Source organism: Thiorhodococcus drewsii AZ1 (assembly GCF_000224065.1).
Taxonomy (GTDB): domain Bacteria; phylum Pseudomonadota; class Gammaproteobacteria; order Chromatiales; family Chromatiaceae; genus Imhoffiella; species Imhoffiella drewsii.
Map to the genome: position 1 here is coordinate 170,222 of NZ_AFWT01000004.1, position 16,487 is coordinate 186,708.

Annotated in this window: 13 protein-coding genes; 6 read left to right on the forward strand and 7 right to left on the reverse strand. The window is 63.4% G+C overall.

Annotation, left to right across the window (positions count from 1 at the left end):
* Window positions 1-103: 103 nt before the first annotated feature.
* From THIDRDRAFT_RS04175 to THIDRDRAFT_RS04185, 3 genes are all read right to left on the reverse strand, one after another.
* Window positions 104-1,114: a TerC/Alx family metal homeostasis membrane protein gene (locus THIDRDRAFT_RS04175; protein ID WP_007039558.1), complete on the reverse strand. Its 1,011-nt coding sequence runs from the start codon at window positions 1,112-1,114 to the stop codon at window positions 104-106.
* A 111-nt stretch (window positions 1,115-1,225) separates the two neighbouring features.
* The gene (locus THIDRDRAFT_RS04180) at window positions 1,226-1,759 is read right to left on the reverse strand and encodes an HD domain-containing protein (protein WP_007039559.1); all 534 of its coding nucleotides are present in this window, start codon (window positions 1,757-1,759) and stop codon (window positions 1,226-1,228) included.
* 31 nt (window positions 1,760-1,790) lie between these two features.
* Window positions 1,791-2,747, reverse strand: coding sequence for a CHAD domain-containing protein (locus THIDRDRAFT_RS04185; protein ID WP_007039560.1), 957 nt, complete (start codon window positions 2,745-2,747; stop codon window positions 1,791-1,793).
* 179 nt (window positions 2,748-2,926) lie between these two features.
* Between THIDRDRAFT_RS04185 and tal the strand changes: the two genes are divergently transcribed.
* The 3 genes from tal to lon all read left to right on the forward strand — a co-directional run bounded on the left by tal (window position 2,927) and on the right by lon (window position 7,290).
* Window positions 2,927-3,898, forward strand: coding sequence for a transaldolase (tal, locus tag THIDRDRAFT_RS04190; RefSeq protein WP_007039561.1), 972 nt, complete (start codon window positions 2,927-2,929; stop codon window positions 3,896-3,898).
* A 115-nt stretch (window positions 3,899-4,013) separates the two neighbouring features.
* A complete protein-coding gene (gene rsmA / locus THIDRDRAFT_RS04195; RefSeq protein WP_007039562.1) occupies window positions 4,014-4,808 on the forward strand; it encodes a 16S rRNA (adenine(1518)-N(6)/adenine(1519)-N(6))-dimethyltransferase RsmA in 795 nt (264 codons plus the stop codon).
* A gap of 64 nt (window positions 4,809-4,872) precedes the next feature.
* Complete coding sequence (lon, locus tag THIDRDRAFT_RS04200) at window positions 4,873-7,290, forward strand: endopeptidase La (RefSeq protein WP_007039563.1); 2,418 nt, start codon at window positions 4,873-4,875, stop codon at window positions 7,288-7,290.
* Between the two features lie 25 nt (window positions 7,291-7,315).
* Here the strand turns inward: lon and THIDRDRAFT_RS04205 are convergent, their stop codons facing one another.
* Window positions 7,316-8,719, reverse strand: coding sequence for an O-antigen ligase family protein (locus THIDRDRAFT_RS04205; RefSeq protein WP_007039564.1), 1,404 nt, complete (start codon window positions 8,717-8,719; stop codon window positions 7,316-7,318).
* Between the two features lie 153 nt (window positions 8,720-8,872).
* Between THIDRDRAFT_RS04205 and THIDRDRAFT_RS04210 the strand changes: the two genes are divergently transcribed.
* On the forward strand, window positions 8,873-9,367 hold the full coding sequence (locus THIDRDRAFT_RS04210) for a universal stress protein (RefSeq protein WP_007039565.1): 495 nt from the start codon (window positions 8,873-8,875) through the stop codon (window positions 9,365-9,367).
* Window positions 9,364-11,172 carry a Na/Pi cotransporter family protein gene (locus THIDRDRAFT_RS04215; RefSeq protein WP_007039566.1) on the forward strand — a complete coding sequence of 603 codons (1,809 nt, stop codon included), beginning with the start codon at window positions 9,364-9,366 and terminating at the stop codon, window positions 11,170-11,172. The genes THIDRDRAFT_RS04210 and THIDRDRAFT_RS04215 overlap by 4 nt, the downstream gene beginning before the upstream one ends.
* A gap of 69 nt (window positions 11,173-11,241) precedes the next feature.
* Here THIDRDRAFT_RS04215 and THIDRDRAFT_RS04220 read toward each other — a convergent pair whose 3' ends face one another.
* Complete coding sequence (locus THIDRDRAFT_RS04220; RefSeq protein ID WP_007039567.1) at window positions 11,242-13,020, reverse strand: ABC transporter transmembrane domain-containing protein; 1,779 nt, start codon at window positions 13,018-13,020, stop codon at window positions 11,242-11,244.
* Between the two features lie 268 nt (window positions 13,021-13,288).
* Between THIDRDRAFT_RS04220 and THIDRDRAFT_RS04225 the strand changes: the two genes are divergently transcribed.
* Entirely contained in the window at window positions 13,289-13,717 is a 429-nt protein-coding gene (locus tag THIDRDRAFT_RS04225) for a CBS domain-containing protein (protein WP_007039568.1), read from the forward strand.
* A 220-nt stretch (window positions 13,718-13,937) separates the two neighbouring features.
* Here THIDRDRAFT_RS04225 and nudB read toward each other — a convergent pair whose 3' ends face one another.
* Together nudB and aspS are read right to left on the reverse strand one after the other, a co-directional pair.
* Window positions 13,938-14,477 (reverse strand): dihydroneopterin triphosphate diphosphatase, encoded by a 540-nt coding sequence (gene nudB, locus THIDRDRAFT_RS04230; protein ID WP_007039569.1) that lies wholly within the window; start codon window positions 14,475-14,477, stop codon window positions 13,938-13,940.
* An 8-nt stretch (window positions 14,478-14,485) separates the two neighbouring features.
* Complete coding sequence (gene aspS / locus THIDRDRAFT_RS04235) at window positions 14,486-16,264, reverse strand: aspartate--tRNA ligase (RefSeq protein WP_007039570.1); 1,779 nt, start codon at window positions 16,262-16,264, stop codon at window positions 14,486-14,488.
* Between the last annotated feature and the right edge of the window lie 223 nt (window positions 16,265-16,487).

The following is a 16,487-nucleotide window of genomic DNA, read 5'->3' on the forward strand; positions in this document are numbered from 1 at the left end:
CAGCTGAAAAGCCGTAACGGGCCGCTGAAAGCTGGCGTGCCTCTCCGTGCCGGGTAAGGCACCGGGGCATTGAGCCGCCCCGGTGCCCTCGGGCACGCGCGGTCTATGCCGCCTCGTCCTCCTTAACGGGGAAGAGCAGCGAGGCGGCCACACCGACACCCAGCGTGCCGAGCACGATCAATAGACTGGCGGCCGGGCTGATATGGATACCGGTGTCGCCGATCGCATGATTCCAGGACTGGATCACCATCTTGCCGGCGATAAAGAAGAGCAGCGCGATGACCGCCTTTTCCAGATGGACCAAATAGCGCGTCAGCGCCGCCAGCACGAAGTAGAGACTCCGCAGACCCAGAATGGCGAAGATCATGGCCGCGTAAACCAGCAAGGGCTCCTGGGTCACGGCAATGACCGCTGGAACCGAATCGAACGAAAAGGCCAGATCGGAGGTCTCGATGGCGGCCAGGCAGAGGAAGGCCGGGGTGACATACATCAAGCCCTTGCGGGTGACCGACTCCATAGCGGCACCGCTGTCGACCAGTTCGCGATGTTTGACGAAGAAACGCTCGTGATAGAGCTTGGGGAAGATAGGCATGAGCTTGCCGGTCAGACGTACGCTCCAGTGATTGGAGTAGTCCTCAATCTCCTCATCGTCACCACCAGCCTTGAGCATCTGCACGGCACTCCAGGCGACCAGGGCAGCGAAGAGAAAGCCGACCCAGGGACTGGCCATGAACAGACTGGTCCCGACCATCACGAAGATGGCGCGGAAGACCAGGGCACCGATGATGCCCCAATAGAGGATGCGGTGCTGCAGACCCGACTTGATGCCGAACGAGGCGAAGATGGCCATGAAGACCATCAGGTTGTCCACCGAGAGGCTCTTTTCGAGCGCATAACCGGCGAGATAGAGATCCGCCCATTCCTTGCTGAAGCGCAGCCACAGATAGCCGTAGAAGCTCAAGGCGAGACAGATCCAGAAGACCGACCACTTGGCGGCGTCGGCGACACTGATCTCCTTGACCTTTTTATGGGCGAAGAGATCGAGATAAATGGACAGCCCGATGGCTGTCAGGAAGATCACGATGGCTTCCAAGGGAAACCCGAAGTGCTGCATGAGAGGCTCCTGACTGAGCTTAGATAAGGGAAAGATCGCCCCCTGGGCGCCGGGCAAGCGACTTTCGATGAATCGGCGGAAAAAGACAAGATCGGCGAGCGGTTGGTTCCGTCACGGCTTGGCCGCATAGGCCGTGTCGAAGATGGCCTCCAGCCCCGCATGGGTTCCGCGCAGTTGGTCCACCACGTCGCGCGCCCAGTCGAAATAGGCACGTCGGCGCTCCAGGTCCCAGCCGCTTGGCGGGCTGTTGGCCATATCCCAGAGATTGCAGATCTTGTCGGCCAGTTTCACCAAACGGGCTGCCTCACTCAGTCCCTTGGCGTGTTCGATCTGCAGTTGTTTGCGCTCGGCCTTGGAAAGCGACCGATCGTCGGTGACCTCCATGACGACGGAACGGATCTCGGCTCCGAAACAGGCGTCCAGCTCCTCCGGAGTCGTCTGGGTATCCTCGACCGTGTCGTGCAACAGCGCCGCGCAGAGCACGACCGGGTCCAGGACCCCCGCCTCTGCCGACAGCAGACGCATGAGCCCGATGGGGTGATTGATATAGGGTGAGGCCTCGCGATCCTTGCGTCTCTGATCCCGATGCTTGTGCGCAGCGAAGCTCAGCGCCTCGGCCACGCGAGTAAAGTCAGCTCGGTCCATGCATCCTCCTCTGTGTGTAGGGAACGATCATTCAGCGCCCAGCACCAGACAGCGAACGGAACAGCGCCTGATGCCCCGCGTCCAGATAATCCACCAAGACCGCCTGGCAGGCGGCCCGCATCTCCTGTCGGCGCGTCAACAGATGCCCGACCAGAGCACCCATGGCCAACAGGGTTTCGGTGCCTGCGGCACCCTCGTCCCGCATACGCCTGGCCGTATCGGTCAGGAATTCGACCTGAACGGACAGATCCTGGTAGACACCGAGTCCGTCGAGCACCCGCTTGAGCGATTTGATCAGCCGACGGGTCTCGCTCTCGGGAAAGAGGGGCGCAAAGAACTCGATCAGATAGCGCAGCTTCTTGCAGCTCTTGCGCAGCTCATGCAGCTGTTCGGGCAGCGAATCGTCTCGGATGCCGCGCGCCTCGCGGCGCACGCGCTTGGCCAGACGCCAGACCCGCTCGCCGGCCAGGGCGCCGATCTCGCGATCGGCGTTCGGCGCCTCGATCGCATCCGGGCTCTCATCGGCCAGAAAGGCACGCCAATCCAGAATCAATCGCTGAAAGGCATCCGAATCGAATGCCGCGACCAAACGCCCGCGCTCGGCCTCGTAGCGGTTCATCAGATAGCGGCGCAGGGGCTCCAAAGCCTCACGCATTTCAGGCGGCAGGCTCGCCTCGTCATCCTCGAATCCATGCAGATAGACATCAAGGTCGCGGGTCGGCCCGGTCACCTGTTGCAGCCAGGCGAAACGCGACTTGAAATCCGCCGTGACCGCTTCATCAAAGACCCCTTTGATCTGGCCGAGCGCCGAGCGCGTACGGCGCGTCGCCACCCTCAGGTCATGCAGACATTCTGGATCCTGGTTATCACGCGCCCCATCGAGATTGTCGATCAGGATCTCGAACTGACCCGCGAGAATCCGCCTGGTAGCGACATCGGCACGCTCGTCATGCCCAAATACCAGTCCGATCCCACTGGATTTACTCATCTTCTGGCCTTTTCGTCAGCGAGCGGAGATGGCCGAAGGGTACGCGAGTCATTCGCGAGATCAAACCCATTGCGATTCACCCTGTCGTAACTGTCATAGAGATGGACTATGTTCGAAGACGAATGCTCGTCAAGGCTACGAGCGAATGACACCCACAGCCACACCGGAGGCACCAACCCATGAGCCGACTGGCGCAACTCAAGAACATCACCACGGTGGTCGCCGACACGGGCGACTTCGAAGCCATCGCGGACTACCAGCCACAGGACGCGACCACCAATCCGTCGCTGCTCTTCAAGGCCGCCCAGATGCCGCAATATCGTGAACTGGTCGAGGACGCGGTGCTGTTCGGCAAGGAGCGCGGCAAGGACAACCGCATCGCCCAGGCACGCTCGACCATGGACAAACTGGCGGTCAATTTCGGCGCCGAGATCCTCAAGATCGTCCCGGGACGCGTCTCGACGGAGATCGACGCCCGACTCTCTTTCAACACCGAGGCCACGGTGCGCCGCGCCGAGGAACTGGTGACGCTCTATCGCGACGCTGGAATCGACCCGAGCGAACGGGTGCTGTTCAAGATCGCCTCGACCTGGGAGGGCATCCGCGCGGCGGAGATCCTGGAACGCCAGGGTCTTCATTGCAACATGACCCTCTTGTTCAGCTTCGCCCAGGCAGTGGCCTGCGCCGATGCCGGCGTGACCCTCATCTCGCCCTTCGTCGGACGCATCCTCGACTGGTACAAAAACGCAGAGAAGGTCTCCGGCTATCCGGCCGACGAGGATCCGGGCGTCCAGTCCGTGACCCGTATCTACAATTACTACAAGCGTCACGGCTATCAGACGGTGGTCATGGGCGCGAGCTTCCGCAATCTCGACGAGATCCTTGGGCTGGCCGGGTGCGATTATCTCACCATCGCCCCCACCCTGCTGGGCGAACTCGCCTCCACCGACGGCGAGGTTCCCCGCAAGCTCGACCCCGAGAAGGCGCTCGCCATGGACATCCCCAAGGTCGACTACGACGAGCCCAGCTTCCGCTGGGAACTCAACGAGGACGCCATGGCGACCGAGAAGCTCGCCGAAGGCATCCGGCTGTTCGCCGCAGACACCCGCAAACTGGAGCAATTCACCCACGAGGTCTGCCAGACCTGCTGAGAACGCCGATCGGACCGGACGTGGGACTCGAACGTTCGATTGCCACGTCACGGCACCGTCCGCACCGCAACCTCGGGGTCTACGCGCGGACGGACCTTTCGGGTACTCTTGACCGATGGAACACCAACCTCGCAAGCGCTTCGGCCAAAATTTCCTCCATGATCCATCGGTCATCCAACGCATCCACACAGCGATCGGCGCCAAACCAGGCGATCGGCTGGTCGAGATCGGCCCGGGACAGGGGGCCATCACCCAGGGACTCCTGACCGCCACCGGCGCGCTCGACGTCGTCGAGCTGGATCGCGACCTCATCGAGCCGCTGCGCGCGCGGCTTGGTCCGCTAGGCGATCTGCGCATCCACAACGTCGACGCACTCAAATTCTCGCTCCGCGACCTCGCCGGAGAGACCGGCAGGGTGCGGGTCATCGGCAATCTGCCCTACAACATCTCGACCCCGCTCCTATTCCATTTCCTCGATCAAAGCGACTGCATCCTGGATCTCCACCTGATGCTGCAGAAGGAGGTGGTGGACCGCATCGTCGCGGATCCCGGGGACAAGATCTACGGCCGACTCTCGGTCATGGTTCAGACTACCTGTAGCGCCAGCAGTCTGTTCCGCATCGGACCGGGCGCCTTCACGCCAGCCCCCAAGGTCGATTCCGCCTTCCTGCGTCTGCGCCCGCTGCGCCCCCGGCCACATCCGATCGAGGATCCGGCACTGCACGCGCGGATCGTCGCCGCCGCCTTCGGCCAGCGACGCAAGACGCTGCGCAACAGCCTCTCGACACTGATCGACGCCGCGACATTCGAGGCGGCGGACATCGACCCAACGCTGCGGGCGGAGAAGCTCGACGTGGCCAGCTTCGCCAGACTGGCGAACGTCGCTTGCAATTCCCTGTCGAAGACATGAAATTTACCGATCGATCATCGACGATCGATCGTCAAGACATTTTTTGAACGAGGACATTGTTGTAATGGTGGACGAGGAATACGCGGAAGAGATCCAGGAAAACGACCCACAGGAGCTCGACGAGGACGGGGTGGCGCAGACATCTGTTCAGCTCGCGCGCGCCAACGACGTACTGCCGACCGATATCCATCTGCTTCCGGTCGCCGCGCGGCCCTTCTTCCCAGGCCAGGCCGTCCCCTTGATGATGACCGCCGAGCACTGGGAGCCGACCATGAAGGCGGTTGCCGAGACCGATCACAAGATCATCGGCGTGGTACTGGTCGACAGCGAAACCTCCGAGACAGCCGAGCCCCATAACTTTCGCCGTATCGGAACCGCCTGCCGGGTCCATCGTATCCACAAGCAGGACGGTCATCTGCAGGTCCTGGTCGAGTGTCTGCAACGCTTCAGACTCACCGACTGGGCCAACCGCACCACACCCTTCGTCGCCCGCGTCGCCTATCTGCCCGAGCCGGAGGGTCCGCCGAGCAGCGAGACCAAGGCCTACGCCGTCGCCGTCATCAATACCATCAAGGAGCTGCTGCCGCTCAATCCGCTCTATGTCGAGGAGCTGCGGATGTTCCTCGATCGATTCGGTCCGGAGGATCCGTCCCACCTGGCCGATTTTGCCGCCAGCCTGACCACCTCCTCCAAGGATCAGCTCCAAGAGGTGTTGGAGATCGTGCCGCTGCTCCAGCGCATGGAAAAGGTGCTGGTGCTGCTCAACAACGAACTCGAACTCGCCCGCGCCCAGCAGAAGATCCGGCGCACGGTCGAGGAGAAGATGCACAAGCAGCAGCGCGAGTTCTTCCTGCGCGAGCAGCTCAAGGCGATCCAGAAGGAGCTGGGCATCGCCAAGGACGACCGCACCGCCGAGATCGACAAATTCAACGAGCGTCTCGAAGGGCTCACCCTGACCGAGCAGGCCCAGAAGCGGGTCGACGAGGAGCTGACCAAGATGGGCATGCTGGAGACCGGCTCGCCCGAATACTCGGTCACCCGCAACTATCTGGACTGGATCACCCTGCTGCCCTGGGGCAAGCACTCCAAGGACAAACTCGACCTCAAGCGCGCGCGCCGCGTGCTCGACCGCGACCATTACGGCCTTGAAGACGTCAAGAAGCGCATCCTGGAGTTCCTTGCAGTCGGTATCCACAAGGGCGAGATCGCCGGATCCATCATCCTGTTGGTCGGTCCGCCGGGCGTCGGCAAGACCTCGATCGGCCGCTCGATCGCCGACACGCTCGGACGCCAGTTCTACCGCTTCTCGGTCGGCGGCATTCGCGACGAGGCCGAAATCAAGGGCCATCGCCGCACCTACATCGGCGCCATGCCGGGCAAGTTCCTCCAGGCCATGAAGGACGCCGACACCGCCAACCCGGTGATCCTGCTCGACGAGATCGACAAGATCGGCAACTCCTACCACGGCGACCCGGCCTCCGCGCTGCTGGAGGTCCTGGATCCCGAGCAGAACAGCGACTTCCTCGATCACTATCTCGATCTGCGCTTCGACCTCTCCAAGGTGCTCTTCGTCTGCACGGCCAACCAGCTCGACACCATTCCCGGACCGCTGCTGGACCGCATGGAGGTCATCAAGCTCTCCGGTTACATCGCCGAGGAGAAGCTCGAAATCGCCAAGAAATACCTGCTTCCGCGCCAGATCGAGCGGGCCGGACTGGACAAAAAATCGGTCAAGCTGGACGTCAAGACACTGCGCGCCCTGATCGAGGGCTATGCGCGCGACGCCGGGGTGCGACGCCTGGAGAAGCAGCTCGGCAAGATCGTGCGCAAGGTCGCCGTACGCATGTTGGAAGGCGAGGAGACGCCGATTCAGGTCAGCCGCGACGATCTCAAGGACTATCTCGGCAGCCCGGTCTTCCGCGACGAACGCAAGCTCTCTGGACCGGGCGTGGTCACCGGGCTGGCCTGGACCTCGATGGGAGGTGCCACCCTATCGATCGAGGCGGCTCGCACGCACTCATTCAATCGCGGCTTCAAGCTGACCGGCCAGCTGGGCGATGTCATGAAGGAGTCCGCCGAGATCGCCTACGGCTATCTGGTCAGCCACGCCGCCCAATTCGGCGCCGATGCGGCCTTCTTCGAGAAGTCCTTCATCCATCTGCACGTGCCCGCTGGCGCAACGCCGAAGGATGGCCCCTCGGCCGGCATCACCATCGCCTCGGCACTGCTCTCGCTCGCCCGAGACAAGCCGGTGCGCCGGATCGCCATGACCGGCGAGATCACGCTGACCGGCGAGGTCTTCCCGGTCGGCGGCATCCGCGAGAAGCTGATCGCCGCACGCCGCGCCGGGATCAAGGAGCTCATCCTGCCCGCCGACAATCAGGGCGATTTCGAAGAGGTGCCCGAGCACGTCAGCAAGGGGCTCCATGTCCACTTCGCCTCGCGCTTCGATGACGTGGCACCGCTGCTGTTCAAGGACTGACTCTCGACCTCGCCACGAGCCCCCATCACGACAACGCAGCGTGCTGGGGGGCTCGATCCATTTCAGCAACCTGGACCGAGGACCTGTCCCCGTGGCTCCAGTGCGCGAGGCCGAGCAAGGCGATACAGAGATACCCGAAGACCACGGCCGGCATCTGCATGCTGAAATCGACCGAGGAGTGGATGGCGATCTGGGTCGTCGCGGCGACGGACAGCAGGGCATATTCGTAGTCGGTGCGTCGTCGGCTCAGATACCAGGCGAAGAGAAACAGCAGCGCGACGGCGAGGAAGACCATCAGGGCCGCCGGCCAGCCGACATCCATGATCATCTCCAGATAGTCGTTGTGACCGCGATCGAAGAAGGCGGTGACGGATCCGTCCCGGAACAACCGGAAGGCACTCTCGAACGACCCCAAGCCATAGCCCGTCCAGGGCCGCTCGGAGATCGCGTCCAGCATGAGCGGATAGACCAGAAAGCGACCGTCGCCATCCTCGAACAGCCGGGAGAAGCGCTCGGTCGTCAAGGCCCCGCTCAAGACGAAATTGAAAAGGAGAAATCCGAGCAGGACCCCAAGCATCATCGATCCGAGGGTGCGCGCCTGACCGCGCTGGAGCCGCACCGTCCAGGCGGCCAGCAGCAGGCTGGACGCCACCAGCATGGCCGTCAGGCCCATGCGCGATCCGGTCAGGAGAACCGCGACGAAACACATGAGCATGACCATCGGCGGCAGCCAGCCCCGCGAGGTCAGGGTTTCGATGAACTCGCGCAGCTTGGTGCGATGACTCTTTTCGGCAACCAGGGTCTGTCTCAGATAGCGCAGCACCAGCGCCAATGAGGCCAGAACACCAAGCCCCGCATAGGTCGCGTAGCTATTGCGATTGACGAAGGTGCTGGTCAAGACACCCCGATAGGCGGTCTTGTCGAACCAGAGGATAGTCTCCAATCCGGAGAAATAGACGCTGAGACCGTAGAGCGCATAACCTGCCTGGGCGGCAACGAAGATCTTGAGCAGAAGCTCGACATTGCGCTGGCGCCGGGCATGCCAGACCACCAGTAAGCCAAAGCCGATATAGCTCAGATACTTGATGGCAACCGTCAGCGTGCGCTCGGGCGTCAGGGACAGATAGCCTTTCAGACTGGGATCGCCTAAGACGCTGGCCGTCTCCGCCCAGATCGGATGCTGCCATGCGGGGAAGAGCCCAGGCACGGCCTGGAGATACCCCCAGAGGGCGACCAGTGCCATCAGGATGCCCGCAATGCCGAGCGGCCAGGGAACGCCCGGCATGGCCCGCCCCGCGCGCCAGCGGTCGAACACATAGGCGAGCAGCCCGACCGCAACCAGCACCGCATAGAGATGCGACCAGACCGGACGAACGCTTGCGAACGGCAGGGGGCTGAAGACGATGATCCAGAAGGAGAGCCCTCGCATGGGGCGTGATCGATCGCTAGCGGTTGACACTCCATTTCCTCACGCTGACAGGCCCCGTCTAGCGGGAGCTCGATACGGAGCGCAAATTGTACACTCACGGACGGTCGATGCACGCGGCGTGCATCGCGCAAGACGAACCGCACCGGAACACACATGAGCAACGAAACGCATACCCGCCCCATCCTGGTCCCGGTCGACTTCTCCAGCCATTCCGAGGCGGCCCTGTTGTGGGCGGTCGAACTCGCCAAGTGTCACCACAGTCCCTTGCTCATCCTGCATGTGGTCCATGATCCGGGAACCATGCAGGGCTATTACAGCCGCGCACTCAAGAAAAAGCAGCTGCACCGGATCGAGGACGGCGCAGCGGACATGCTGACCGACTTCCTACGCACCCTCGGCAAACAGCATCCCGAGCTCGGAAAGCCGAACGACCTGGAGTCGCTCCTGGTCAAGGGACTTCCCAGCTCTCGCATTTTAGAGATCGCCAACCAGCGCTCGGCCAGCATGATCGTCATGGGCAGCAAGGGGCTGACCGGGCTCAAGCACCTCTTGATCGGCTCGGTGGCCGAGCGCGTCATGCATCGCGCACGGATCCCGGTCACCATCGTCAAGTCCGCGCCCCCCCAGACGGGAACCGATTCACCATGAGTCGAACGACATTCAGCATCGCTCCTGGCCGCGCGCCGCTAGGTCGATGGGGCCTCATGGTCGCCCTGTCGATGGTCGGGATCATGAGCGCGGCGAGTGCTGCTGACGACCTCTCGGGGACGAACAGCATCGACTGGACATTCATGGGGATGGGTCTATTCGGCGGTCTGGCCCTGTTCCTGTCCGGCATGGACCAGATGGCAACCGCGCTCACGGCAGTCGCTGGCGAGCGCATGAAGGGCATCCTGGCCAAACTCACCACCAACCGCTTCATGGGGGCGCTGACCGGCGCCTTCGTGACCGCCATCATCAACTCGTCATCGGTCACGACCGTGCTGGTGGTCGGCTTCATCAGCGCCGGACTCATGTCGCTCGCCCAATCGGTCGGCGTCATCATGGGTGCCAACATCGGCTCCACCGTCACCGCACAGCTCATCGCCTTTCGCATCGATCAGGCGGCGCTGCTGATGATCGGCATCGGTTTCGCCATGCCCTTCGCGAGCAAGCGCGAATCGGCCCGGCACTACGGCAGCATGATCATGGGGCTGGGGCTCATCTTCTTCGGGATGACGGTCATGAGCGACGCCATGGCCCCACTGCGGACCTACCAGCCGTTTTTGGATTTCATGACGACGCTTGAACGGCCAGTGGTCGGCATTCTGGTCGCTGCCGTCTTCACCGGACTGATCCAGTCCTCGGCCGCCACCACCGGCATCGCGATCGTCATGGCCAGCCAAGGCTTCCTGACCCTGCCGGCGGGAATCGCGCTCGCCTTCGGGGCCAATATCGGCACCTGTGTCACCGCCATGCTGGCCTCCATCGGCAAGCCGCGCGAGGCCGTGCGGGCCGCGCTGGTACACGTCATCTTCAACGTCGCCGGGGTCATCATCTGGTTCGGGCTGATCGACCAGCTCGCGCTCTTCGTCCAGTGGATCTCGCCGGCGTACCCAGAGCTCTCGGGCAGCGCGCGACTGGCCGCCGAGGTCCCACGCCAGATCGCCAACGCACACAGCATCTTCAACCTGGCCAACACGGTGATCTTCATCGGCCTGACCGGACAGTTCGCGCGCCTGGCCGAATGGCTGATCCCGGACAAGCCGCTCGGCGAACAAACCTTCATCGTCCAGGCCAAGTATCTCGACGAGGAACTGCTCACGACGCCGTCGCTCGCGCTCGATCGGGTGCGGCTCGAAATCCTGCACATGGGCGAAAGCGTTCAGACCATGATGAGACGCATCATGCCGGCCATCCTGAGCGAAGACCGCCAGGCATTGCGCGAGATCGAGCTGTTGGACAACGACGTCGACACGCTACACGCACAGATCATCGCCTATCTGGGCCAAATCAGCCGCAGCACGCTGACCGAGCGACAAACCCATGAGCTGTTGCGCCTGCTGGACGCGGCCAACGACCTGGAAAACATCGGCGACCTGATCGAAACCGACCTGGTGGACCGCGGACGCGAGCTGATCGACACCGACGTCTCGATCAGCGAACCAACCCGAGAGGTCCTGCTCGGACTGCACCGCACGGTCAGTCGCGCGCTGGCCGCCGCACTACAGGCGGTCGCGCAGAACAACGAGATCGCCGCACGCACCGTCACCTCGATGAAACAGGAGATCACCCAGATCGCCGAATCGGCAGCCGCCCACGAGGCGCGCCGCCTGGTCGCCGAGGAGCCGAACCGCATCCCCGCCTACACGCTCGAAATCGACATTCTTGAAAAGCTCAAGCGCATCTTCTATTTCGCCAAGCGCATGGCCAAGACGGTCGACGGAGACGAGATGGGGAATGAAGCGGCTTGAGTCAGCCGCCAGACGCCAGGGCAGTCTGACCGCTGGCGAAACGTCGTGTCCTAGTGAACCTGTGCGCCCTCAACCATCCTGGAACTGGAGCGTGGCGAGTCGGGCGTAGAGCCCACCCTCGGCCATCAGTTCATCGTGCCGGCCGGAAGCGACGATGCGGCCCTGATCAAGGACCAGGATGCGGTTGGCATTGCGCACGGTGGCCAGACGGTGGGCGATCACGATGCTGGTGCGTGCGTGCATGAGGCGCTCCAGCGCATCCTGGACCAGACGCTCGCTCTCGGCATCGAGGGCGCTGGTCGCCTCGTCGAGCAGCAGCAGGGCCGGATCGCGCAGGATGGTGCGGGCGATGGCGATACGCTGACGCTCGCCCCCGGACAGACGGACGCCGCGCTCGCCGAGATAGGTGTCGAATCCATCGGGCAGACGCTCGATGAAATCGAGCGCATGGGCGGCCTCGGCTGCACGCCGCACCGCATCGTCGCTCGCCTCCAGACCGTAGCGGATGTTGTCCCAGGCATTGGCGCCGAAGATGACGGGATCCTGCGGCACCAGCGAGATGCGGCTGCGCAGATCGCTCGGATCCACCTGACGGATATCGACCCCGTCGAAGCGAATCGTGCCCTCGGCCGGATCGTAGAAACGCAGCAACAGCTGGATGAGCGTGCTCTTGCCGGCACCCGAGGGGCCGACCAGCGCCACGCGCTCGCCCGGAGCGATGCTCAAGGACAGGTCGTCCAGCGCCGCCGCCTCGGGACGTGCCGGATAGACGAAGCGCACCGATTCGAAGGCGATCTCGCCGCGCGACGGCGTCGGTAGAGCGAGCGGCTCGGCCGGTGGCTCGATCGCCGGGCGTATCGCCAGCAGTTCCATCAGACGCTCGCTGGCACCGGCGCCGCGCAGCAGTTGACCGACCAGATCGCTGAGCGAACCCACCGCCCCGGCTACCACGATGGCATAGAAGAGAAAGGCGGAGAGTTCACCGCCGCTCAGTGTGCCGTCCAGCACCCGGTGGCCACCGATCCAGAGCACCAGGCCAATGGCGCCGAAGGTGAGCAGCGTCGCGGTTCCGGACAGGATGGCGCTGTTGGCCGAGCGGTCCATGGCGACATCGAAGGCCGCCTCCACCTGCTCGGCGTAATGACGCCGGTCGACCGGCTCGTGACAGCAGGCCTGCACGGTACGGATGCCGTGGATAACCTCGTCGACATAGGCCCCGACATCGGCGATGCGGTCCTGGCTGGTGCGTGACAGTCGACGCACCCGCCGCCCCAGGAACCAGGCCGGACCGATCACCAGCGGCAGACCGATCAGCACCAACCCCGTCAGCGTGGGACTGGTCACGGCCAGCATGACGACACCGCCCACGACCAGCAGCGAGGTGCGCAGCGACATGGCGAGCGTCGAGCCCACCACGACCTGGAGCAGCGCCGTATCGCTGGTCAGACGCGAGATGACCTCTCCCGCACGGGTGGTCTCGAAGAAGCCGACGTCGAGCTCCAGCACCCGCTCGAAGACGGCCGTGCGGATATCGGCCACCACCCGCTCGCCGATCCAATTGAGCAGATAGCTGCGTACCATCATTGAGCCCGCAGTGAGCACGACGACGCCGAGGAAGAGCGCCAGCGAGCTGTTCAGCGCCTCGGCCGAGCCTGTTCCCAAGCCCGAATCGACCACGACGCGGATCACCTGCCCGAAGGCCAGCACGGACCCGGCGGCGAGCACGAGCGCCACCAGGGCCAGCACCATGCGTCTGGCATAGGGCCGGGTGAAGCGGATCAGATGTCTCAGCGCACCTAGATCACGGGTGCCTGGGCGGTTCATAGTGGCGGTCGCTTGATGGCGCATGAACTTCTCTCGAACGGATACGATACGGACATCCCCGTCGACGACGAGGTGCGATACAGAGCCTCACACATAAGGGGAAAGACGATGAAATGCCAGGCGCCGAGGTACTAACGAGACCAGAATGCACGAAACCCCGTTGAAACCCGAGGGTTTGGGGTCACATTTCTACATTTTGACACAAGGTCGGTCGAATCCCTGTCCCCTCTCGGCCCGACGCACAACAGCGATCGACGGCGGAATGCCAGACAGGCCCCCGTGCGGAGAAATCATGAAGACAGTCTTGGAACTGCTCGACCAGAAAGGCAGTCGCCTCTGGTCGATCGCGCCCGACGCCAGCGTCTACGAGGCGCTCGCGCTCATGGCCGAGCGCCGGATCGGCGCGGTGGTGGTGATCGACGACACCGGACCGATCGGCCTGCTCTCCGAACGGGATTACGCCCGAGACGCCGTGCACAACACGCGTTCGCCCAAGGAGACCCTGGTGCGAGACATCATGACCCGTCATGTGGTCTGCGCGCCCCCAGAACTGACCCTCGACCAGGCAATGGCGGTCATGACCGAGCGCTGCGTGCGCCATCTGCCGGTGCTCGACGACGGTGTGATTCTGGGCATCATCTCGATCAGGGACATCGTCAAATCGCTCAATGAGGGCCGCCGTTTTGCTGTCGAGCGGCTGGAGCGCATCCTGGTGTCATAAGTGGTCGAGCCCGATTGCGACCGCTCATGGCCGGCTCAGGAATCGTCATCGCCAACACCTGATTCCCGATTTTCGTAAGTGCGAATACATTCGCACCTCCATCAAACGGCCCTGCTTCCGAAACCCACATATCGGGAAGCAGTTGATGGCCCTTCACCCCCTGCGCGAGGTCGCGATCGTCCCGACCTCGCCGTCACCGGGCTTCATCCGAGAGCCGAGTTCATCGAAGCGCGCCGTCCAGTGCCAGAATGGCGTCTCGATTGGTCCAAGAGCCCGTGAGCCGCGACGCCTCACGCGCCGACAGCCAGCGGTACTCCTGATGTTCGCGCGAATTCAGGCGCACGCATCGACGTCCATCGAGGACGAGGGCGAAGCAATACTCGCGGTTGAAGCAGATATTCGGGCCATAGCGCTTGCGCCAGGGACGGATGATGGGAAAGAGCGTGGAATGGCGCATGTCGATGAGCGCGCCACCGGCGAGCAGCCCGGTCTCCTCCCGCAGCTCGCGCGCGGCGGCGTGTCTGGGCGTCTCGCCCGGCGACAGGCTGCCGGTCACCGACTGCCAGAATCCCGCCGGACGGGTCCGCCGCAGCAACAGATACTCGCCGCCTCGGGTACAGATGACGACCAGCACCGACTGAGGGCGCTTGAGCTCCAGCTTCTCCGCAATGCCCGTGCCCTCCAGACCGGCGTCCGACGCCGGCTTCGCGTCGGATTCCGCTCCGGGATCCGACGTCCCGCCGATCACGAAACGCCGCATTCCAGAGTTCAAGCCTTGGCTCTGAGGCGTAGCGCGAGTTCCTTGAGCTGTGACTCGTCCACCGCCGAGGGCGCGTCGGTCAGGAGACAGGCCGCAGTCTGGGTCTTGGGGAAGGCCATGACGTCACGAATGGAGCTGGCACCGGTCATGAGCATCACCAGTCGGTCCAGACCGAATGCGATACCGCCGTGAGGCGGGCAGCCGAACTTGAGCGCCCGCAGCAGGAAGCCGAAACGGTCCTCGGCCTGCTCGTCGCTGATGTTGAGCAGCTTGAAGACACGGCGCTGGACGCTATCGCGATGGATACGGATGGAGCCGCCACCAACCTCGGTGCCATTAAGGACCATGTCGTAGGCGCGCGACAGACAGGCACCCGGATCCTGTTCGAGGGTATCGAGCTGCTCCTCCTTCGGTGCGGTGAAGGGGTGATGCAAGGCCGCCCAGCGGTTGTTGTTGGCGTCATGCTCGAACATGGGGAAGTCGACGACCCACAGCGGTCGCCACGCGTCCTCCATCAGACCGCGATCCTGGCCGAGCTTGACGCGCAGGGCGCCGATCGACTCGTTGACCACCTTGGCCTTGTCGGCACCGAAGAAGACGAGGTCGCCATCCTCTGCCCCCGTGCGCTCCATGATGCCCTGGACGGCCTCGTCCGGCAGGAACTTGAGGATGGGAGACTGCAGACCTTCGCGACCCTTGGCGGTCCACTCGTTGACCTTGATGTAGGCCAGACCCTTGGCGCCGTAGACACCCACGAATTGGGTATAGCCGTCGATCTCCTTGCGGGTCAGCTCGCCACCCTTGGGCAGACGCAACGCGACCACACGACCCTCGGGATCCTTGGCCGGACCGGAGAAGACCTTGAAGTCGACGCCGTCCAGCAGGTCGGCGACGTCGATCAGCTCCAGCGGCACGCGTAGATCGGGCCGGTCCGAACCGAAGCGCTTCATGGACTCGGCATAGGTCAGGCGCGGGAAGGGATCGGGCAGTTCGACGCCGTTCACCTCGCGGAAGAGGGTACGGATCATCCCCTCCATCATCCCCATCAGCTCGTCCTCGGTCATGAAGGAGACCTCGATGTCGAGCTGGGTGAACTCGGGCTGACGATCGGCGCGCAGGTCCTCGTCGCGGAAACAGCGCGCGACCTGGTAGTAGCGGTCCAGGCCAGACATCATCAGCAACTGTTTGAACAGCTGCGGCGACTGGGGCAGCGCGAAGAACTCGCCCGGATGGGTGCGGCTGGGCACCAGATAGTCGCGCGCGCCCTCGGGGGTGGACTTGGTGAGGATGGGCGTCTCGATGTCCAAGAAGCCATTGGTATCGAGGAAATTGCGCATCACCTGGGTGACGCGGCTACGGGTGCGCAGACGGGCCTGCATCTCGGGGCGACGCAGGTCGAGATAACGATAGCGCAGACGGAGCTCTTCCGAGGCGTCGGCCGTGTGCGCGTCGAGCTGGATCGGCGGGGTCTCGGAGGCATTCAGGATCTCCAGATCCAGACCCAAAATCTCAATCTCGCCGGTCGGCAGGTCCGGATTGACGGTCCCCTTAGGGCGAGGACGCACCCGACCGGTGATCCTGAGCACGAATTCGCTGCGGACCTGCTCGGCGCGCGAGAAGATTTCGGCGCGATCCGGGTCGAAGACCACCTGGACCAGCCCCTCACGGTCACGCAGATCGATGAAGATGACGCCGCCATGGTCGCGCCGACGTTGAACCCAGCCGCAGAGCACGACCTCCTGGCCATCATGACTGCTGTTCAAGTCTCCACAATAATGCGTGCGCATCGGTCTATCGCCCCATCGGTTAACGGTGTACGGCCCGGCTCGGAAACGGCCTGGGACCATCATAAAAAAGCAGGGAAGAGTACTGTTCGTACATGGTTGGCGCAAGTACGAAGCGACGCGCGTCGGCCTGGACGACTCGAAATGCGATCCAGGATCCCCGTCGGACATCTGGACAGGGCATTTTAGATCGACGCGTTGCGCAGCCGGGGCTCGATGCCCCCGG